18 protein-coding genes are annotated in these 20,088 nt (G+C 62.7%); 7 read left to right on the top strand and 11 right to left on the bottom strand.

Annotated elements, in window-relative coordinates; genetic code table 11:
• Positions 1-58: 58 nt before the first annotated feature.
• Entirely contained in the window at positions 59-1,747 is a 1,689-nt protein-coding gene (ptsP, locus tag HMPREF1261_RS08230) for a phosphoenolpyruvate--protein phosphotransferase (RefSeq protein WP_023030611.1), read from the bottom strand.
• Between the two features lie 209 nt (positions 1,748-1,956).
• Between ptsP and HMPREF1261_RS08225 the strand changes: the two genes are divergently transcribed.
• The 3 genes from HMPREF1261_RS08225 to HMPREF1261_RS08215 are packed head-to-tail and all read left to right on the top strand — an operon-like array spanning position 1,957 to position 5,362.
• Positions 1,957-2,919 (top strand): 1-phosphofructokinase family hexose kinase, encoded by a 963-nt coding sequence (locus HMPREF1261_RS08225; RefSeq protein ID WP_023030610.1) that lies wholly within the window; start codon positions 1,957-1,959, stop codon positions 2,917-2,919.
• Between the two features lie 18 nt (positions 2,920-2,937).
• Positions 2,938-5,034: a fructose-specific PTS transporter subunit EIIC gene (locus tag HMPREF1261_RS08220; RefSeq protein ID WP_023030609.1), complete on the top strand. Its 2,097-nt coding sequence runs from the start codon at positions 2,938-2,940 to the stop codon at positions 5,032-5,034.
• Between the two features lie 55 nt (positions 5,035-5,089).
• Positions 5,090-5,362: an HPr family phosphocarrier protein gene (locus tag HMPREF1261_RS08215; protein WP_005278890.1), complete on the top strand. Its 273-nt coding sequence runs from the start codon at positions 5,090-5,092 to the stop codon at positions 5,360-5,362.
• Positions 5,363-5,584: 222 nt separating this feature from the next.
• Here HMPREF1261_RS08215 and HMPREF1261_RS08210 read toward each other — a convergent pair whose 3' ends face one another.
• The 3 genes from HMPREF1261_RS08210 to hflX form a co-directional block, all read right to left on the bottom strand.
• Entirely contained in the window at positions 5,585-6,616 is a 1,032-nt protein-coding gene (locus HMPREF1261_RS08210; RefSeq protein WP_023030608.1) for an HNH endonuclease signature motif containing protein, read from the bottom strand.
• A 126-nt stretch (positions 6,617-6,742) separates the two neighbouring features.
• The gene (locus tag HMPREF1261_RS08205) at positions 6,743-8,023 is read right to left on the bottom strand and encodes a uracil-xanthine permease family protein (RefSeq protein WP_005283439.1); all 1,281 of its coding nucleotides are present in this window, start codon (positions 8,021-8,023) and stop codon (positions 6,743-6,745) included.
• Positions 8,024-8,055: 32 nt separating this feature from the next.
• Positions 8,056-9,564 (bottom strand): GTPase HflX, encoded by a 1,509-nt coding sequence (gene hflX, locus HMPREF1261_RS08200; RefSeq protein WP_023030607.1) that lies wholly within the window; start codon positions 9,562-9,564, stop codon positions 8,056-8,058.
• A gap of 75 nt (positions 9,565-9,639) precedes the next feature.
• Here hflX and HMPREF1261_RS08195 point away from each other — a divergent pair, with 75 nt between their 5' ends.
• Entirely contained in the window at positions 9,640-10,449 is an 810-nt protein-coding gene (locus tag HMPREF1261_RS08195; protein ID WP_005283444.1) for a hypothetical protein, read from the top strand.
• 10 nt (positions 10,450-10,459) lie between these two features.
• Positions 10,460-11,008, top strand: a complete 549-nt coding sequence (locus tag HMPREF1261_RS08190) for a hypothetical protein (RefSeq protein ID WP_023030606.1) — start codon at positions 10,460-10,462, stop codon at positions 11,006-11,008.
• Between the two features lie 5 nt (positions 11,009-11,013).
• Here the strand turns inward: HMPREF1261_RS08190 and dapF are convergent, their stop codons facing one another.
• The 3 genes from dapF to HMPREF1261_RS08175 are packed head-to-tail and all read right to left on the bottom strand — an operon-like array spanning position 11,014 to position 13,371.
• Positions 11,014-11,859: a diaminopimelate epimerase gene (gene dapF / locus HMPREF1261_RS08185; protein WP_023030605.1), complete on the bottom strand. Its 846-nt coding sequence runs from the start codon at positions 11,857-11,859 to the stop codon at positions 11,014-11,016.
• Positions 11,860-11,869: 10 nt separating this feature from the next.
• The gene (miaA, locus tag HMPREF1261_RS08180; RefSeq protein ID WP_023030604.1) at positions 11,870-12,769 is read right to left on the bottom strand and encodes a tRNA (adenosine(37)-N6)-dimethylallyltransferase MiaA; all 900 of its coding nucleotides are present in this window, start codon (positions 12,767-12,769) and stop codon (positions 11,870-11,872) included.
• Entirely contained in the window at positions 12,751-13,371 is a 621-nt protein-coding gene (locus HMPREF1261_RS08175) for a hypothetical protein (protein ID WP_023030603.1), read from the bottom strand. Before HMPREF1261_RS08175 ends, miaA begins: the two co-directional genes overlap by 19 nt.
• 136 nt (positions 13,372-13,507) lie before the next feature.
• Here HMPREF1261_RS08175 and HMPREF1261_RS08170 point away from each other — a divergent pair, with 136 nt between their 5' ends.
• A complete protein-coding gene (locus tag HMPREF1261_RS08170) occupies positions 13,508-14,812 on the top strand; it encodes a DUF349 domain-containing protein (RefSeq protein WP_005278868.1) in 1,305 nt (434 codons plus the stop codon).
• Positions 14,812-15,912 (top strand): GNAT family N-acetyltransferase, encoded by a 1,101-nt coding sequence (locus HMPREF1261_RS08165; RefSeq protein WP_023030602.1) that lies wholly within the window; start codon positions 14,812-14,814, stop codon positions 15,910-15,912. The genes HMPREF1261_RS08170 and HMPREF1261_RS08165 overlap by 1 nt, the downstream gene beginning before the upstream one ends.
• Here HMPREF1261_RS08165 and HMPREF1261_RS08160 read toward each other — a convergent pair.
• The 4 genes from HMPREF1261_RS08160 to recA form a co-directional block, all read right to left on the bottom strand.
• Entirely contained in the window at positions 15,909-16,535 is a 627-nt protein-coding gene (locus HMPREF1261_RS08160; RefSeq protein WP_023030601.1) for a hypothetical protein, read from the bottom strand. The genes HMPREF1261_RS08165 and HMPREF1261_RS08160 overlap by 4 nt on opposite strands.
• A 22-nt stretch (positions 16,536-16,557) precedes the next feature.
• The gene (miaB, locus tag HMPREF1261_RS08155; protein ID WP_023030600.1) at positions 16,558-18,084 is read right to left on the bottom strand and encodes a tRNA (N6-isopentenyl adenosine(37)-C2)-methylthiotransferase MiaB; all 1,527 of its coding nucleotides are present in this window, start codon (positions 18,082-18,084) and stop codon (positions 16,558-16,560) included.
• A 183-nt stretch (positions 18,085-18,267) separates the two neighbouring features.
• On the bottom strand, positions 18,268-18,867 hold the full coding sequence (recX, locus tag HMPREF1261_RS08150; protein ID WP_023030599.1) for a recombination regulator RecX: 600 nt from the start codon (positions 18,865-18,867) through the stop codon (positions 18,268-18,270).
• Between the two features lie 39 nt (positions 18,868-18,906).
• Positions 18,907-20,043, bottom strand: a complete 1,137-nt coding sequence (gene recA / locus HMPREF1261_RS08145) for a recombinase RecA (protein ID WP_023030598.1) — start codon at positions 20,041-20,043, stop codon at positions 18,907-18,909.
• Positions 20,044-20,088 lie beyond the last annotated feature (45 nt).

Raw genomic sequence — 20,088 nt, 5'->3', positions numbered from 1 at the left:
GCACGACTTCGCCCTCCCTACCTTGACACCTAGGTAGGGAGGGCGAAACCTTTTGCCGTTAGTTGAACTTTTCTATCTGCTCCATCGCTGCGGCGCGGGCGGCGGAGGGGCCTTCGGAGTTGAGGGCGGCATCGGCAAGCTGTTGGCACTGGTCAAAGGTCAGCTCGGCCAATTGGGCACCAACGCCGGCGACTGCGGTCGATGCAGCAGACAAGGAGTTGACGCCTAGGCCGGTCAATACGCAGGCCAATAGCGGATCGGCCGCGGCCTCGCCGCACACGCCAACCGGTACGTTGTATTCGTGCCCCGCAATGCAGGTGTGCTGGATAAGCCGCAGCACGGCCGGCTGCCACGGATCGGTGAGGTACGCCAGCTGCGGTGACAGGCGGTCAGCGGCCATCGTGTACTGGGTGAGGTCATTGGTGCCGATGGATACGAAGTCCAGATGCGGCATGATCTTATCTGCCATCAGCGCTGCTGCGGGCACCTCAATCATCGCGCCCGCGGTCAGGCCGCGCTCCCGGCACAGCTCCGCAAACCACTGGGCTTCCTTCGACGTCGCCACCATCGGTGCCATGACCCAGGTTTCGGCATCGTCGCCGCGGGACTCCGCGGCCTGGGCGATGGCGTCCAACTGGCGCGTCAACAGGGACTCGTTATCGCGGGCAATGCGCAGACCGCGCACACCCAGCGCAGGGTTCTCTTCAGATGACAACGTGGCATAAGAAATCGGCTTATCGGAGCCAGCATCCAAGGTGCGCACCACGACCTTGGAATTGGGGTAGGCATTAAAGACCTTCTTGTAGATTTTTGCCTGCTCGTCAACGGAAGGCTCCTCGCTCGCGGACAGGAACGACAACTCCGTGCGGTAGAGGCCAATGCCCTCTGCCTGCGAGTCGGAAGCGATGCGGGCGGCGTTGCCATCGGCCACGTTAGCCAACAGCTGCACGCGGTGGCCATCCTTAGTTTGCGCCGGCCCAGTCCATTCGGCCACGCGGGCGGCGCGCTCGCGGTATTCCGCGACCGCCTTAGTGGATTCTTCCTCGTCCGCACCCAGCGTCACGGTTCCGAGCGCGCCGTCGACGAAGACGAGCGTGCCGCTTTCAATCTCCCGCAGCTTATTTCCCACGGCGACGATGCACGGAATATCGAGCTGGCGGGCGATGATCGCGGTGTGGCTGGTGGGCCCGCCCAGCTCGGTGACGAGCGCGCGAATATGCGCGGTATCCAGGGTGGCGGTATCGGCGGGCGCGAGGTCATCGGCAAAAAGCACCGCTTGGCCCTCCACCATGGGCAAACCAGGCTCCTGCTCGCCGCGCAGCTGGGCGATGACGCGGTCGCGCACGTCCTTCAGGTCGGTGGTGCGCTCGGCCATGACGCCGCCGGCCGCCTCAAACATGGTGACGAACTTATCCGTGGCTCCCACCGTGGCGAACTCGGCATTCTTGCCCGAGCGAATATTCTTGCGCACGGCCTTGTGCCAGCCGCGGTCCTTGACCATGCCGACGGTTGCGGTCAGCACTTCCGAGGCTTGGCCCTCGGCGGCTGCGGCGCGGTTTTCCAAGCGGCTGGCGACGATGTCGACTGCCTCGAGGAAGCGATCGTATTCGGCTTCGCTGCTGGCCTCTTGGTCAATACTTCCTTCAGTGGGCAGGTCCGGGCGGGGGCGGACCCATACGGCTTCTGCATAGGCGACTCCAGCGACAACGCCGGTTCCTTTAACAGTGGACTGAAGCGTATTTTCCATGGCGATACTTCCTTCGAAGATAGCGGCTTATTTATTTCCAGATCATCACAAATCCAACAGAAATGCAATGTATGCCACACGGTTTCTATTGACTTTCCAACACAATCGGGCAAGAATAAACATTAACGGCGGGCTTAAGCACGAGTTTCAACCGGACCGACTGCGTGTGGCCCCCAATATACGCACTCTGCGAAAGGGATAAGTTCTCGATGATCCTCACGCTCACCCCAAACCCAAGCATTGACGCCACCCTGGCGCTCAATCAGCAACTGACCTCAGGCGATGTCCACCGCGCCGCCAGTGTTACCCAGGTCGCCGGCGGCAAAGGCGTCAACGTCGCCCACGCCGTGCACCTCGCCGGGAAAGAAACCCTGGCCCTCTTCCCCTCCCGCGCGGCCGATCCGTTCATGAACCTCATCCAGGAGGTCCACCTCCCCTACGCCCACGTGGACATGGACGGTGGCGTCCGCGTCAATACCACCATCACCGAGCCAGATGGCACGACCACCAAGGTCAACGGCCCTGGCCCGCTGCTTTCCGATGCCACCCAAAACCACCTCATTTCCACGCTTACCCACCATGCCCAATCCGCCGATTGGGTAGCCCTTGCCGGATCACTGCCCAAGGGTGTTGACGCCGGCTGGTATACCGACCTCATCAAGGAGATCCGCACTGCCGCCCCGCAGGCGCGCATCGCCGTGGATACCTCTGATGCTCCGATGAAGGCCATCGCCAAGCAGCTCGCTACCGCCGCCCCGGATCTCATCAAACCCAACGGTTTCGAACTGGGGCAGCTGACCGGCCAGGACGGCCTCGCCCTCGAGCGCGCCGCTGCGGCCGGGGATTATAGCCCGGTCGTGGAGGCTGCAAGGGATGTCGTGGGTCGCGGCATCAAGGAAGTCCTTGTCACCCTCGGCGGCGCCGGTGCCGTGCTGGTAAACGCAGAAGGCGCATGGGCTGCCACCCCGCCTCCCGCCACGGTGAAATCCACGGTTGGCGCAGGTGATGCCGCATTGGCCGGATACCTCCTGGGGCGCACGCAGGGGCACGGACCAGCAGACTCCCTCGCGCTCTCGGTGGCTTATGGCACCGCTGCGGCCGCAAAGCCCGGCACCCAATTCCCCCGCCCCGAAGAACTCGATACCGCCCATACCTCCATCTCTGCTCTATAGCTAAAGGAGCCTTCCATCATGGCATCCGATCTCATCACCACAGAACTTGTCGCGCTTGACGCCGACTTTGGCGATAGCGTCGACTCCGTTATCACCAACCTTGCCACCTTGGTGCACGATACCGGGCGCGCGACCGAGGTCGCAGGCCTCGCCCAGCCCGCCATCGACCGCGAAGCCAAGGCCGGCACCGGCGTGCCAGGCGGCGTGGCCATCCCCCACTGCCGTTCCGAGGCCGTCACCGAACCGACCCTAGCTTTCGCCCGCCTTACCCGCGGCGTGGATTTTTCCGGTCCCGACGGCGATGCCCAGTTGGTCTTCCTCATCGCCGCCCCCGCCGGCGGTGGCAAGGCCCACCTGCAGATTCTTTCCAAGCTTGCCCGCGCCCTCGTGCGCAAGGACTTTTTAGAGGCCCTGCGCACCGCGTCGACGAAGGAAGAAATTGTCAAGGAAATCCTCGCTGTCGTCAACGCGGAAAAAACGAAGAAGAAAAAGCAGGACACCGCGGAGGCTGCAGCTGGAGCTGCGGAAGGGGCATCGGCAAGCGCGGGTGCTTCGGCGCAAGCTACCCGCATCGTTGCCATCACCGCCTGCCCAACCGGCATCGCACACACCTACATGGCTGCCGATGCCCTCACCCAAACCGCCGGCGAGCGCGACGACGTCGATCTCACCGTCGAAACCCAGGGCTCGTCCAATAATGAATCGGTCTCGCAGTCCACCATCGACGCTGCCGATGCGGTCATCTTCGCCACGGACGTCGGAGTGCGCGACCGCGAGCGCTTCGCGGGCAAACCCGTCATCGAATCCGGCGTCAAGCGCGCCATCAACGAACCCGGCAAGATGCTCGATGAAGCCATCGCGGCGGCGAAGAACCCGAATGCCCGAAAGGTCTCTGGCACCGCCTCTTCCTCCTCCGCCGAAGAGGAAGGAAAATCGCTGGGTTGGGGCAAGCGCATCCAGCAGGCGATTATGACCGGCGTGTCCTACATGGTGCCGTTCGTTGCCGCCGGTGGCCTTCTCTTGGCCCTCGGATTCCTCTTCGGCGGCGCCGATATGGCCAATGGCTGGCAGGCGCTTTCCACGGATTATTCCCTGTCCAACCTGCCGGGCAATGAGATTACCGTCGACGGCGAGACCATGTCGTTCGAGAACTCCGGGTTCGGGCTCTATATAGGCGCAGTGCTCTTTGCCATTGGCCAGGCTGCAATGGGCTTTATTGTTGCCGCGTTATCTGGCTACATCGCCTACGCCCTGGCCGGGCGCCCTGGTATTGCGCCGGGCTTTGTCGGCGGTGCTATCGCCGTGACCCTCGACGCGGGCTTTATCGGTGGCCTGGTGACCGGTTTGTTGGCCGGCTTTATCGCCCTGTGGATTGGCAATTGGAAGGTCCCGCGCTGGCTCGGCTCCCTCATGCCGGTGGTCATCATTCCACTGCTGACCTCCCTCGTCGTTGGCCTGTCGATGTACCTGCTACTGGGCGCCCCACTGGCCGCGCTGATGGAGGGCCTGCAAGATTGGCTGTCTTCCATGTCTGGCTCTTCTGCCGTAGTGCTCGGCATCATCTTGGGCCTGATGATGTGCGTCGACTTGGGTGGCCCGGTCAACAAGGCCGCATACCTCTTTGCCACCGCCGGGTTGTCCACCGGCGACGCAGCCTCCATGCAAATCATGGCCGCTGTTATGGCCGCCGGCATGGTGCCGCCCATCGCGCTGTCCTTGGCAACCTTCATCCGCAAGTCGCTATTTACCCCTGCCGAGCAGGAAAACGGTAAGTCCGCTTGGTTGCTTGGCTTGTCCTTCGTCTCCGAAGGCGCCATCCCCTTCGCCGCAGCCGATCCGTTCCGCGTCATCCCTTCCATGATGGCCGGTGGCGCCGTGACGGGTGCTATCTCCATGGCGCTGTCGGTCGAGTCGCGCGCCCCACACGGTGGTATCTTCGTTGCCTTTGCTATCGACCCATTCTGGGCCTACCTGGTAGCCATCCTTGCCGGCGTGGCGGTATCTACCGTCGCGGTCTTGGCCATGAAGCAATTCTGGCCTAATAAGACCGTCCAGGAAGCTGCCCAAAAGGCCGCTCCAGGGTCCAAAACCGCTTCCCAGAACGTGGCGGCATAAACCAAACGCTCGTACACTGGATCACGATAAATTAACTACAGAAAGGATAATTTCCATGGCTTCCAAGACTGTAAAGGTCGGCTCCTCCGTAGGACTGCACGCACGTCCTGCCTCCATCATCGCTGACGCCGCTGGCGAATACGACGAGGACATCTTCCTGAGCCTCGTTGGTGAAGAAGATGACGATAACGAGACCGACGCCGCTTCTTCCCTGATGATCATGGCCCTCGGTGCCGAGCAGGGCGACGAGGTCACCGTTACCTCTGATAACGAAGAAGCCGTTGAGAAGATCGCCGGCCTCATCGAGCAGGATCTCGACGCTTCCTAAGCGCTGCTGCTCATAACTAGCGTTTAAACACGACTAGTAGGCTCCTCGCCTTGTTGGCGGGGAGCTTTTGCGATCCATAGGCCGTTTCCAAGTGCCCATTGCGCCAGCTATTCAGCTCGCTCGTGCGGCGCATTAGCGCAGTCGCTAGGGTTTTTGACCCTGAACCTGTGGATCGGTGCGGGCGCGCGAATCCTTTTGCGCTAATTCTCTTGGCCCGGATTCTTAGGATGGCGGCCGGTCGTTTTCGTTCGGGCTGCCGGGGTTCGTGGCCCACGGCGGAAGCCAGCGGACCTTTCCTTGTATTCGGGCCAATCGCCCGCGCCGCGGCGGGGCCTGCGGGTCATCATCGTTGACGCCGTTATGGTACGGGCAGCAGGTCGCGAGATTAGCGGCATTGGTATTGCCACCGTGCTGCCAGCTGTCTAGGTGGTGGATCTGGCACTCATCGGCAGGATAATTGCACTTTTCCCAGGGGCATACGGGATTGACGGCGGCCGCCATCAAGCGCTGCTTCGCATTGGCAAACCGGGACGTGCGGTATAAGTTGACCGGCCCCTCAACGGGATGCACAAGCGTGATGTATCCATGATCGCTTAAGACGCGACTCGCGAGGTCAGCGCCGCTGATGCGCGAGCCATTGGTGAGCTGGAGGGTTATTTCCTCACCATCGCCATCGACGATGCGGTCGAGCTCGTCCAAGGTGATAACCACCTGCGTGGTCGCAGTGGTGCGCGCCCCAGACTTCCCGCCGAAGAAGATGGATTTAACGGACTCCAGTGGGCGCTCGTTATCAAGAGCAGAGTGCATATCGGCGACGTCGGCGGATTCCCCGGTGATGGTCAACGACCACGGTCCGCGCGGCCGGCGGGTGATCCGCACGCCTTTCTTGGGAGTGCGGGGAGGTTGCAGCTCCCGCAAGAGGGCGCGCGCCCGCTTGCGCAATGCCGTGGCGCTTCCGCGGAACTCGCATAACTCGGAGCGTACGACCCAGGCATCGCGCTGGGTGCGAGCGCGCAGCGCGAACTTTTCGATGAGGCTGAGCACGTCGAGCGGGTGCGTCGTCGAGCGCGCCGTGCGTTGCTTGGCGCTAAAGGCACAGCGGCCAAAATAGACATCGCAAAGATGCACCACCTCGCGCGCGGCGACGTCGCTGGCGCCACGCTGCACCAAGTCGCGCTCGCTTAAGCCCTGAGCGGCGGCGATGATGTCCATCCCTTGGCCCAGCGCAGTTAAATAACGGTCGAGTGCGTTCATGCCGCCTAGTACAGCGCACAACCCGGTGCAACGGCGACCGCACGCACGAAGGCCTGTGGATTACGCGGCGAACCTTGCCACCAAGGCGCTATTTCGCGGCAGGGTCAACAAAGTTATCCACAGAATTTAGTACTTGGCGTCGTGGCCTTCGCCCACGCTTTCGTACAGGCGCCGCATGATGGGATATGCAACGATGATGCCGACAGAGCCCCAGGCGATGCCCTCCAGGCTCACCCCACCCACGGTCAGGGTCAGGTTGCCGATGCCCGCGATCAAAGCCACCGCAGCCGCCGTCAGGTTCACCGGGTTATTGAAGTTGACCTCATTATCCATCCAGATGCGCACGCCCAGCATGCCGATAAGACCATAGAGCACGAGGGTGGCCCCGCCGAGCACGCCGGTGGGGATGGTGAAAATCAGCGCGCCGAACTTCGGGACGAAGGCCAATAGGATGGCGGTGAGGGCGGCGACCCAATACGCGGCGGTGGAATAGACGCGCGTGGCGGCCATAACGCCGATATTCTCAGCGTAGGTCGTGGTACCGGAGCCGCCGAAGCCACCGGCGAGGGAGGAGGCGAGGCCATCGGCAATCAGGGCATCGCCGGCGAGGTCGTCCAAGTCGCGGTTGGTCATCTCGGAGACGGCTTTGACGTGGCCGACGTTTTCCGCAATCAGCACCACGAGCACCGGCAAGGCCACGGCGATCGCGGAAAGATGGAACTCTGGGGCGTGGAATTCGGGCAGGCCTACCCACGGTGCGGCATCGATGGCAGCCTTGGCATCCTCGCCCAAATTACCGGTCAGGGCAGCGAAAACCCAGCCGACGACCACGCCGATGAGGATGGACAGGCGCGAAACCATGCCGCGCCCGGCGACGGTGGCTAGGAGAATAACCAGCAGCGTGATGCCTGCGACCAAGGGCTGGCTGGCGAAGTTCTCGGCCGCATTCGGCGCCAAATTAAGCCCGATGAGCGCGACGATGGCGCCGGTAACCGCCGGCGGCATCACCGCATCGAGCACCCGCCTGCCGGCAGCCTTGACCACGAATCCGACCGCCACCAGCACCAAGCCGGTCACCAGAATGGATCCGGCCTGCGCCGCAATCCCGTATTGCTGCGAGGCGGTCAGCGGGGCGATGAAGGCAAACGACGACCCCAGGTAGGACGGCAGGCGATTGCGCGTAATCAGCAGGAAGAGGATGGTGCCGATGCCGGAAAATAGCAGCGTGGTATTGACCGGAAAGCCGGTCAGGGTGGGCACCAGCAGCGTGGCACCGAACATCGCCACCACATGCTGCATGCCGATGCCAATGGTTCGGCCCCAACTTAGTCGTTCCTCGGGCGCGACCACGGCGCCTGGTGCAATCTTCTTACCGTCGCCGTGGACGGTCCAACCTAGTATGCTCACGAACCACCATTATGGGCCATGGAGCACGAATTTTAGGAATCTTCCTCCACGATGAATTCGGCGAGCTCGCGGGCGGTGGTGGCGGGCAAGCGGACATCGACAAGCGTGCCGTCCTCGGTGTATTCCTCGCTACGCACGGTGCCCTCGGCATGCACGCGGGAAACGACATCGCCGCGGGTGAAGGGAACCTGCAGCTTAACGTGGCTATCGCGGGAGTTGAGGAAGAGCTCCACGCGCGCGCTCAGCTCGTCGATGCCCTCCCCCGTGCGCGCCGAAACATAGACGACGTCCTCATGATCCAGGACGTGGCGCAGCTCCGCGAGCACAAGCGGATCGGCCTGGTCGATCTTATTGATCACGATGATTTCCGGCGGGGCCTGCTCACCAGTCTCGCTGACGATATCGTAGATGACCTTATTGACCGCCTCGATTTGCTTGAGCGGGAACGGGTCCGATCCGTCCACGACATGCAGCATGATATCGGCGGCGAGCACCTCTTCCAGGGTGGACTTGAAGGCCTCCACCAGCTGGGTAGGCAGGTGGCGAACGAAGCCGACGGTATCGGTGAAGACGACCTGGCGGCCATCGGCAAGCGAGGCGCGGCGCGTGGTGGGATCCAAGGTGGCAAAAAGTGCGTCTTCCACAAGCACGCCCGCGTTCGTCATGGCATTAATGAGCGAAGATTTGCCGGCGTTGGTGTAGCCGGCGATGGCGATCTGGGCGATCGTGGAGGACTGGCGCCTGGAGCGCTTGACCTCGCGGGCGGTTTTCATCCCGCGCAGTTCCTTGCGCAGGCGCGCCATTTCGGTGCGGATGCGCCGGCGGTCGGTCTCGATCTTGGTTTCACCGGGACCGCGCAGGCCGACGCCGCCATTGGAACCGGCGCGGCCGCCGGCCTGGCGCGAAAGGTTGCCGCCCCAACCGCGGGTGTGGGTATAGAGGTATTCCAGCTGCGCCAGCGAGACCTGCGCCTTGCCCTCCTTGGACTTTGCGTGTTGGGCAAAGATGTCCAAGATGAGCATGGTGCGGTCGATGACCTTGGTATTGAGCGCGCGCTCTAATGCTGTGAGCTGGCCGGGGTTCAGCTCACCATCGCACACGACGGTATCGGCCCCGGTGGCCTCGACGATATCGTGGAGCTCTTTTACCTTGCCCGAGCCGATGAAAGTACCAGGATCCGGTTTATCGCGCTTTTGGTAAATCATTTCGACTACGTCGGCACCGGCGGTCTCGGTCAGGGCGGCCAGCTCATCCATCGTGGCCTCAACCTCCGCTACGGTGCCTTCGGTCCACACGCCCACGAGGATGACGCGCTCGAGGCGCAGTTTTCGGTATTCCACCTCGTAGCCATCGGTGGTGTCCTCGGCGCGGATGGAGGTCTCGCGGGTAACGCGGCGGAAGGCGTTGCGCTCGGCCAAATCTAGATCGCCGCTGGTGGGCGTGGTTTCCTGCGGGGTGTCCGCGTGGTCGCGGAAGGCCTGGGCGAGAAGTTCGTCCTTGCTCGCCGAGCTATCAGAATTCTGCGGGGAAAATTTGTTCATATTGCTATCTATTTTGGCACGTTAGGCCGCAAAACGGGAATTGCGGTTTCCGGGCTTACTGGACAAAGCGATACAATGGTGGCTATGGAAACGACGCAGCCTAGGCCAACGACTACTACCCAGAAGAAGAATACCGAAATGCAGGCGATCGGCCTGGATTTCGAACGCTGGCAGGACGCGGTCGAGGCAGCCATCGCCACGGACCGCCTTGCCGTTACCGGCGAGGTCCGCGGTGGCCAGCTCATTCAATACGGCGACCCCTCGGGCGCCCAGCTTAATATCTTGGCGGTAGAGCCCTACGCCACCTTTATCGGCTTCGACGCGGTCACGCAGGGTTTCGCCCACGTGGAGATGTTTAATGACGTGCTAGCGATCATGGACATCATCGATCCCTTCGGCACGCCGCTGGCCCAGGTCACGGCGAACCTCGCGCAAGGGCCGCTGTTGGCAGAAGAACCGCGGCAGGAATGGCAACAGGTATCGCTGACCGCCATGGGCCTTGATATCTCCACCTACGAGTCCCCGGCTGCCTACGAGGCCGAAAACGGCGAATACCCCGCCCTCTTTGAATCCGAGGGCGCCCGCGTCATCGCCTCTGGCTCCGGCGCACAGGCCCCCACGCCGGCGGCTACCTTCGCCGCCCGGGTGATGGAAGCCGAGTGGCGTACCAATGAGCTCACCGGCGAGAAATTCGCGCACCTCGTCATGGACGGGCTATTCCCCTTCGATCTCTGCCTGCCTGCGGACCGTGGCGAATTGCCGGCCAAGGATTCCGTGATCTCCGGTACGGCCCTGCTCACCGCCGCTATTGACATGCCGTCCGGCGGCTGCGGCGATGGCGGATGCGGTTGTGGATCCGGCGGTTGCGGCTGCGGCGGACACTAGATTTTAGGCCATGCCTTTCCTTAGCGATCCGCAAAACCGGAGGATACTTGTCTTTATCCTCCTGGTCCTTTGCGCGATCGCGATCGTTGTAACGCTAAAACTGCCCGGACTCATCATCGCCGCCATGCTGGTGGGCGCGGGCTGGTTCATGCTGCGCACGCGCCCCGATACCGCGGAAAGAAAGGCCCTGCGCAGCTCCATTTCGCTTTCGGCGGACGATATCCAGGACGTCATCGCCGAATTCGAAGAATTCGAAACCTCCACGGAGGCCGAGTCGCTGGCGGATCGAACGCTGTACCGGCCAGCACTGCTGGACCTCGACTGCTCCCACCCCGCCATCGATGCGTTCCACTACGAATTGGCTGGGGCGCGCCGCTTCCTCCGCCGCCTCAATATCCGTATCCACGCCCACGGCATGCGCACGCAGGACTTGGAAGCCCTCCTCCGCGTCACCGATGAGCGCGCCCGCGAGCTGAAAGAATCGTGGCTGGCGGCCCGCCGCGCGGCCTTCCGGCTCGGCCCGGATTACCGCACGCGGCAGATCGACGACGAAAACTAAGGCCCTTACAGGCTCGTTTCACCCGTCGCGACGATGGCGGACGGGCCCGTCAAGCGCGTGCCGCCGTCATAGACCTCGACGGTGACCTCGCCGCCGGGAACGTGGACGTGGACGGTGCCGAGGGCTTGGGCGGCATCGGCAAGCGCGGCGGTAGCTGCCGCGACCGTGCCTGTACCGCACGACTGTGTCTCCCCAACCCCGCGCTCGAAGACGCGCATGTGCACGTGCCCCGCCCGCAGCGGGGTCACCAGCTCAAAATTCACCCCGCCGGGGAAGAAGGACTCGTCGTAGACCGGCGCCGTGAGGTCCTTGGCGGCCAATGCTTCCGGTTCCAAGCCTGGGATGACGGCGGCGAGGTGCGGGTTGCCCATATCCACCCCGAGGCCGGCGTAGGACTCACCGCTCACGGACGCGGTAGATACCCCGGTCACGCGCGCGGGGCCCATCTCCACGGTGACGCTCGCGTCGGTAGCGTTACAGGAATGGACCGTCACCTGCTTGGCGCCCGCACGGGTACCGATGGTGAATGCGTCCTGGCCCACCAAGTCGTGCGAGCGCAGCCAGTGGGCAAAGACGCGGGTGCCATTGCCGCACATTTCCGCCACGGACCCATCGGCGTTGCGGTAATCCATAAACCAATCGGCGGAATCCACCCCGTCCGGAAGTGCCGCCAACTCGCCCGCGTCCACGAGGGCGCCGGCGCGCACAACGCGCAATAGGCCATCGCCGCCGATGCCCGCCCGGCGGTCACACAGCGCCGCCACGCGCTCTGGTGAGAGCGGCGCCTCGGCGTCGAAGTCTTCTACGATGACGAAGTCATTTTCGGTTCCATGGCCTTTGGCAAATTTCATAGCCTCTACCCTAGCGCCCAAGCGCGTACAAAGCTTGGGCGGTGGTATCGCCCGCGGCATCGAGCCAGGTAATGCGCTTATCGCGGTTAAACCAGGAGCGCTGGCGGCGCACGTACCGGCGGGTGCCAGTAATCGTGCGCTCCACGGCATCCTCCCAGGTCAGCTCGCCGCGCTGGGCTTGTAGAACCTGCGTATAACCAATCGCGCGGCCCGCGGTGGAATCGGCCACAAGCCCCTTATCCTGCAGGCGCTCGACTTCCTCGACGAGGCCTTGTTCAAACATGAGGTGCGTGCGCTTTTCGATGCGCGGGTTCAACCACTCGCTATCAGTCCGCAGCCCCAGCAACTTGGTCCCCCACCGGGGCAGGCCGTTCTTCGGCGGCTGGCTGGCTTTAAAGGACTTGCCGGTCAGCTCGATGACCTCGAGCGCCCGGACGGTGCGGCGGGGGTCTTTATCCTCGATGATAGCGGCGGCTGCCGGATCGACGCGCGCGAGCTCCACGTGGAGCGCGTCGGTTCCGATATCGGCGCGGCGGGCCTCGTATTTGGCCCGTACCTGCGGATCGGTGGGCGGGAATTGCCAGTCATCCACCAACGCCTGGGCATAGAGCATGGATCCGCCGACGAGGATCGGAGTCTTGCCGCGGGACATGATGTCCTCGATATCGCGCAAGGCCGCCTGCTGATAGCGCGCTACGGAAGCAGTCTCCCTCACGTCCCAGACATCGAGCTGATGATGCGGGATGCCTTCGCGCTCTGCGGGGGAAAGCTTCGCGGTCCCGATATCCATGCCGCGGTATAGCTGCATGGAATCGACATTGACCACTTCCCCATCTAGTTCATGGGCAAGGGCCAGCCCGAGCGCGGATTTGCCGGATGCGGTGGGGCCAACTACTGCGATGGGGTGCATGCTACCTCCCAACCTGCCACGTAGCGGCCTACCCCGAGGGTGGCGTCCGTCGCCCGGACCTGCGCGCGCTTGGGCGTGCAGCCGGCAAGCTCGAGCCAGAGCGCCGGCTCTTCCACGCCGCGTTGCTTCAGCCACTCAGCCTCGCTGCTTGCCGATGCCCCCATCAACACCTCCTCGCACCACCGATGCGCCTCCTGCGCCCCGGGGATAAGCGCCAGCGGTGCCCTCTCGGTAAGCCCCGCGCTGCCGTCCGCAACCACGATGCTAAGTACCTTTGGGTCTGGCGTGCCCAGGCGGTCGCGGCTATCGCGCACCGTTATCTGTGGGACCGTGGACAGGACGTAGCGGGCCATGATTTCTGGCAGGTAGTCTCCCGCGCCCACGTGTACCTGGTCGGCTCCCCAGGCGCGCAGGCTTCCCGTGTGGCGGGTATGCCACCGCGAGGAGCGGGATCCGATAATTTCTGCCTCGTCAATGCCGGCGGCTGCGGCTTCGACCGCCAACGTGCGCGCCGCTGCCAGCAGCGCCCGCGAGGCGGCATCGTTGGGAGCTAGCTCGACTGCCAGCGCCGGCGAGGCGGGCATAACCATGAGATTGAACATTATTCCTCCATACTATCTACCCAAGAGGAGGTAATTAAATAGATTCTAGGCACACGGCGATTTTTCGCGGTAATGTAACCAGTGATTTCATCCGGCAGCCGTGACGCGCGGCGATATATGTCTAGGAGGGCTTTCCATGTCTCCCACCCCTACCCCAGGTTCCATGCCCAAGAAGGGCCCCCGCCCCACAGCCAAGCCCGTGCCCGTGCAATCACCGAGCAAAAACGACCCGGCCAAGTGGGGGCGCGTCGATGCCGATGGCTCCGTCTTCGTGTCCGCCCCCGAGGGCGAGCGCAAGATTGGGGAATGGCAGGCAGGCTCTGCGCAGGAGGGCCTCGAGCACTTCGGCGCCCGGTATGATGACCTAGCCACCGAGATCGAGCTCCTAGAGGCTCGCCTGCGCGCCAACCCCAGCGAGGCCGCAGGAATCAAGCAGACCGCCGCCGAACTCCGCGAGACCCTGCCTACCGCTGCGGTCATTGGCGATATCGCGGCGCTGGATCGCCGCCTCGCGGCGGTTATTGATCACTCCGTTGTGGCCGGGGAACAGGCGCAGGCGGAGCGGGAAAAGCGCCGGCAGGATGCGATTGCGGCGAAGGAAAAGCTCGCCGCCGAGGCTGAAGAGATTGCCGAGAATTCCACCGAGTGGAAGGCCGCCGGCGACCGCATCCGCGCCATTTTGGAAGAGTGGAAGCAGATTAAGGGCATCGATAAGAAGACCGATGACGGCCTGTGGAAGCGCTATTCGCGCGCCCGCGATTCCTTTAATCGGCGCCGCGGTTCGCACTTTGCGGATCTCGATCGCGCCCGCGCGGCCGCGCGAAAGAAGAAAGAAGAACTCGTCGAGCGCGCCGAGGCCATCCAGGACTCCACCGATTGGGGCCCTACCGCCCGCGCCTACCGCGATCTGATGGCGGAGTGGAAGGCGGCCGGCCGCGCCCCGCGCGAGGTCGATGACCAGCTGTGGGCGAAGTTCCGCGCGGCACAGGACCGCTTCTTTGATGCCCGCAATGCGGTCAACGACGAGCGGGACCGCGAGTTCGCCGAAAACGCCAAGGCAAAGGACGCGCTGCTTGCGGAATACGACAGCCTGATTGACCCATCGCAAAGCATGGACAAGGCCAAGGCTAAGCTGCGCGAACTGCAGGAAAAGTGGGAGGAAATCGGCTTCGTGCCCCGCAACCAGGTGCGCGAGTACGAATCCAAAATTGAGCAGCTAGAAAAGCGCGTCACCCAAGCGGAAGAATCCGAATGGCGGCGCACCGACCCTGAAGCGCAGGCTCGCGTGGCCCAATTCCAGGCCAAGGTGGAAGACTTCAAGGCCCAGTCCGCGGCTGCGGAGGCTAAGGGCAAGGAGAAGAAGGCCGCGGAGCTGCGCGCGCAGGCGGAGCAATGGCAGGAATTTGCCGATGCCGCTGCCAATGCCGTCAACGATAAATAGTGCACCTCGTTCAGATTGCGCGCCCGACCCAGGTAGCCGAGGCTGAACCGGCGGATTGTATCCGTTCCTTTGTTTTCTGGGCAAACCTGGCGGCGCAGGAAGCAAGCGGGGATGCGGCGACCTCGACCTCGCCTAGCCGCGTGGTGCACCGCCTGCAGGGTTCGGGCGAATCGCAGACTTACCTTTTCGCGGTGGTCGATGGCCCGGCGACGCTCGGGCCCGTCTCCGAGCTCGGTCTGCCCCAAATTCCCGCTACCGCACCGAGCCCCGAGCTGGACTACGTGGGATTTATCCACATCAGCCTGCCGCTTTTAGAAGAGCGCAATGCCGCGGAAATCGAGTGCGTCCTGTGCGATCTGCCGCTGCCCGGAGAACCGCTTGATGCCAAGGGGCAAAAGGTGGCTACCTGGATGGGAGATACCGCCTTAAAAATCACCCAACAGCTCGGTCGCAGCGTCGCGCACGTGGGTCTGCTGCACCCACCGGAGACTTCGCCGGAGTACGACGCAATGGCGGAGGTCTACCAATCCCTGGGCTTTACGCGGCGCCATAGCGAGCGGCAACTAGCCATCGATATTCCAGAGCACCCGGCTGCTGCCCTCTTTCCGCCCGGGCTTTCGGCCGCGGTTTGGCAGGACTATGCCATTCCGGAGGCACATATCGACGATGTCATGCGCCTTTTAACGGTCGCCTCCGCGGATGCCGATACCGGCACCTTATCCACCGAGCCCATCGTGTGGTCCCGGCAGCGGTTGGAAGAAGCGCACCAACGCCTGCGCTCGCGGCGCGGGCATACGCTGCTCGTAGCGCTCATCGATGACACCGCCGGAATCGTGGCGCTTACCGAGCTGGCGCGCCACGAGGCGGCGGATCCGGAGGTCTGCGAATGGACCCTCACCGTCACCGACCGCGACCACCGACGGCAAGGCTTGGCGCAATTGGCAAAACTCACCGCCCTACGCGAAGTCAACCAAGCGTGGCCACAGGTGCGCCGCTGCTATTGTTCCGTCGCAGCCGGCGACGCCGCCATGAACGCATTGTATGCGCGGCTCGGGGCGCGGGAAATCTCCCAGTCTTCTGCCTGGGAGCTGCACCTTTAGCCCTCCTGCTGGTGGCGGTGGCGCTCGGCGGCCTTTTTCCGGCGGTCATCGACAAGCAATTCCTGCGGCTGCGGGGACGCAATATCGGACTGGAATTTGCCTACCTCATCCAGCTGGCCCGCCGAGGCGCGAACCTTTTCTTCTGCCGCGCGTTGTTCCGGGCTGCGGCGCAGGGCGACGAGACTAAAGCCCAAGAAGGCCAGGAAGGTCGCCAGCATGCCCACCCACATGCCAATGGCCGGGCCGTCCGCGGTGGAGCCGCGGTACCAAAAGCCCCACAGGTTAACGAAGAAAGAAACCGTCACCATCATCCACGCAATCAGACCGAGCGTGGCGCGGCGGGTCAGCAGGGTTGCCGTCGTCAGCACGCCCACGCCAAGTAGCGCGAGCCACGCGGAGACGGTCTCCATCAGCGAGATCTTCACCCCATCCTCGGTGGTGCCAAAGCTTAAGACCTGCCACCCGTGGGCGGAGCCGGCATAAGGAACGATGAGGTAGACAATATAGGCCGCCACAGCGATCCACAGCGTCACTTTCTGCCCACGCAGATCCATGGTTTGTGCTGCTCGGCGCTCCGCCTGTGCCGCCTCCTGGGCGGCGGTGGTGGTATTTCGCTCTCTCATGGCACCCTAGCCTACTCCCCGGTTAGCAGCCGCAAGAATCCGCTGCGGCAGCGCCAGCAGGCTTGCCGATGCCCGGCAGCCCCAAGCCCACCCCGATGGGAGCGGTAGTGGGGGTTTGGCCCGAAGCCGACATGTCGCCGGCCTTGGTGCGGGTATGGGTGCTTACGGCGGCATCGGCAAGCAGGAAGAACGAGCCTGCACCGGTGACCTTGGTGCGCACGACGTCGCCGGGGCGGATCTCAGCGGAGATATCCGCGCCGTTGTCATCAATGGGGCTAAAGTGCACGAGGCGCCCGTCGCGGGCTCGACCCGACATGCGGTGAGTCTCATCGTTCTTGCGCCCGCCTTCAGCCTGGACCAAGAGCTCCACCTCAGTGCCCACGAGCTTCTGGTTCTCTTCTGCCTGGATGCTATCTTGCAGCGCAACGAGCCGCTCGAAGCGGTCCTGGACGACTTCCTTGGGGACTTGGGTTTCCATCTCCGCCGCCGGGGTGCCAGGACGCGGGGAATACTGGAAGGTAAACGCCGAGGCGAAGCGGGCGCGGCGGACCAAGTCCATGGTGTCCTGGAAATCCTCTTCGGTCTCGCCCGGGAAACCGACGATGATATCGGTGGTAATCGCCGCGTTCGGAATCTTCTCACGGACCTCATCGAGGATGCGCAGGAACTTCTTCGTGCGGTAGGAACGGCGCATGTCCTTCAAGACCTTATCCGAGCCGGACTGCAGCGGCATGTGCAACTGCGGGCACACGGCCGGGGTTTCCGCCATGGCGTCGATGACATCCGAGGTAAATTCCGCCGGGTGCGGGGAGGTAAACCGCAGGCGCTCGAGGCCGTCGATCTTGCCCACTTCGCGCAGCAGCTTCGAGAAAGCAAAGCGATCGCGCGGCATTTCTGGATCGGCGAAATTCACGCCATAGGCGTTGACGTTTTGGCCCAAGAGGGTGACCTCAGAAACTCCCTGATCCACCAGCGCCTGTACCTCGGCCAGAATATCGCCCGGCCGGCGGTCCTCTTCCTTGCCGCGCAGGGAGGGAACGATGCAGAAGGTGCAGGTGTTATTGCAGCCCACGGACACCGATACCCAGCCCGCGTAGGCGGATTCGCGCTTAGCGGGCAATACCGAGGGGAATGCCTCTAGGGAATCGACGATTTCGACCTGAGCTTCCTCGTTATGGCGGGCGCGCTCGAGGAGGGTGGGCAACGCTGCCATATTGTGGGTTCCGAAGACGGCATCAACCCACGGCGCATTGTCGAGGACGGTGTCCTTATCCTTTTGTGCAAGGCAACCGCCCACGGCGATTTGCATGCCGGGATGGTTCTCCTTCGTCTTCTTCAATGCGCCCAGCGTGCCGTAGAGGCGCTTGTCGGCGTTTTCGCGGACTGCGCACGTGTTAAAGACGATGAGATCCGGCTCCGTGGCTTCGTCTGCGGCCGCGTAGCCAGCTTCCTCCAGCAGGCCGGAAATGCGCTCGGAATCGTGCACATTCATCTGGCAGCCGAAGGTTCGGACTTCATAGGTACGGGTTTCAGGAATTGTCTGCTCCACGTCGGCATAGTCTAGCCATCACCCAGAACAACTCATAACCGTCGCTGCTCGGCGCCCGTGACAGCAAGTGGGCCAGAATGGGCGCATAGTGCGGCGCGTCGGGGCGCGGGCCCGCGGTGGGTGGGGCGCGTGTGCGAGTCACAAGGTTGGAGCCAACAAGGCACTAAGCCCCATCCGCCGGATTTAAGGAGAAGACAGCTCCTCGCACCGTTCCTCGAGGGCGCTAATGGCAATGTTCAAAGACATTCCTTCGTTGAACCCGCGGCGCGCCAATACGCCCATGATCCTGCGCAGGGCCTTATCCCGTTCCTTCCTATCTACAGGAATGGATTTCACGCTGCGCGCCTTCTTTTCCGCCAAGGCTCGGGCCATCGCCTCTTCATCGGCGGCGTCAATTTGGGCAAGGGCTTCGTCTCTGTCTTCTTGGCTTACGCCCTTTTCCCGGAGCTCGCGGTCGAGGACGCTGCGCGATTTTCCTCGCCGCTTATGCCGCTGCCGCACCCATTCGGCAGCGAAGGCGGCATCGTTAATGAGGCCCGCATGCGCTAAGTCATCGAGGACCTCGTCAACCACCTCAGGGTCGAATTCGGCTTGTACTAAGCGATCATACAATTCCTGGCGGGACCGCGAACGCTGGTCAAGCAAGCCCAATGCGCGGGACCGAACCTTTGACTTTGCCTCTTCGGCCTCCCGATCAAAAAGCCCACCCCCGGCTTCTCCTTTTTCATAGGCTTCAAGGGCCTGGCGGAGTTGCTCTAACTTTTCAGGGGCGGGTTGATTCATAGCGCGGGTGTTAAGCGGTGGGAGTGTTGGTGGACAGGCTTAATCGTCATCGAAGTCGACGTTCGGGACCAAATCTACGGATTCATCCGTCAATGGGTCATCGGAACCGGGGACATCCATGGCGGTAGCTTCTTCACCATTTGCCGCCTCTTCCCCAATGCCGAGTTTTTGGAAGATCTTCTTTTCGATCTCATTGGCAAGGTCAGGGTTATCCTTCAAAAAGGAACGAGCCTTCTCCTTACCTTGACCCAGCTGGTCGCCCTCATAGGTAAACCAGGAGCCGGACTTGCGGATAAAGCCGTTTTCTACGCCGAGATCGATGATGGAGGACTCGCGAGAAATGCCCTCGCCGTACATGATGTCGAACTCGGCAATCTTGAACGGCGGGGACACCTTATTCTTTACCACCTTGAGCTTCGTGCGGTTACCAATGGCATCCTGGCCATCCTTCAGCGTCTGGATACGGCGGATATCGCAGCGCACGGAGGAGTAGAACTTCAGCGCCTTACCACCGGTCGTGGTCTCTGGGGAACCGAACATCACACCGATCTTCTCGCGCAGCTGGTTAATGAAGATTGCGGTGGTGCCGGAGTTGTATAGCGCACCGGTCATCTTGCGCAAGGCTTGGGACATAAGGCGGGCCTGCAGGCCGACGTGGCTATCGCCCATCTCGCCTTCGATTTCCGCCTTTGGGGTCAGCGCCGCCACGGAGTCCACGACGATAATGTCGATGGCGCCGGAGCGCACCAGCATGTCCGCGATTTCCAGGGCCTGCTCACCGGTATCGGGCTGGGACACGAGGAGGTTATCGGTGTCGACGCCTAGCAGGCGTGCATATTGGGGGTCGAGGGCGTGCTCGGCATCGATAAACGCTGCAATGCCGCCGTCTTTTTGTGCCGAGGCAATGGCATGCAACGCCACCGTCGTCTTACCAGAAGACTCTGGGCCGTAAATTTCCACAATTCGGCCCCGCGGGAAGCCACCGATGCCCAGCGCTACGTCGATTGCCGTGTTGCCGGAAGAAATGGCCTTGATGGGCGGGCGGTCATCATCGCCCAAGCGCATGACGGCACCCTTGCCATAATCCTTTTCGATCATGGCCATCGCGGCGTCTAGCGCCTTTTTGCGGTCATCTCCCTTGGTCGCGGCGGAGGATGATTTCTTTTTCGTTGCCATTGTTATAAATCCTTATCTCGTACGACGCTGCGTGAACACTTAATT

Source organism: Corynebacterium sp. KPL1818 (genome assembly GCF_000478135.1).
Classification (GTDB): domain Bacteria; phylum Actinomycetota; class Actinomycetes; order Mycobacteriales; family Mycobacteriaceae; genus Corynebacterium; species Corynebacterium accolens.
Note: the sequence above shows the minus strand (reverse complement) of the source record. Positions and strands in the feature narration are given on the sequence as shown.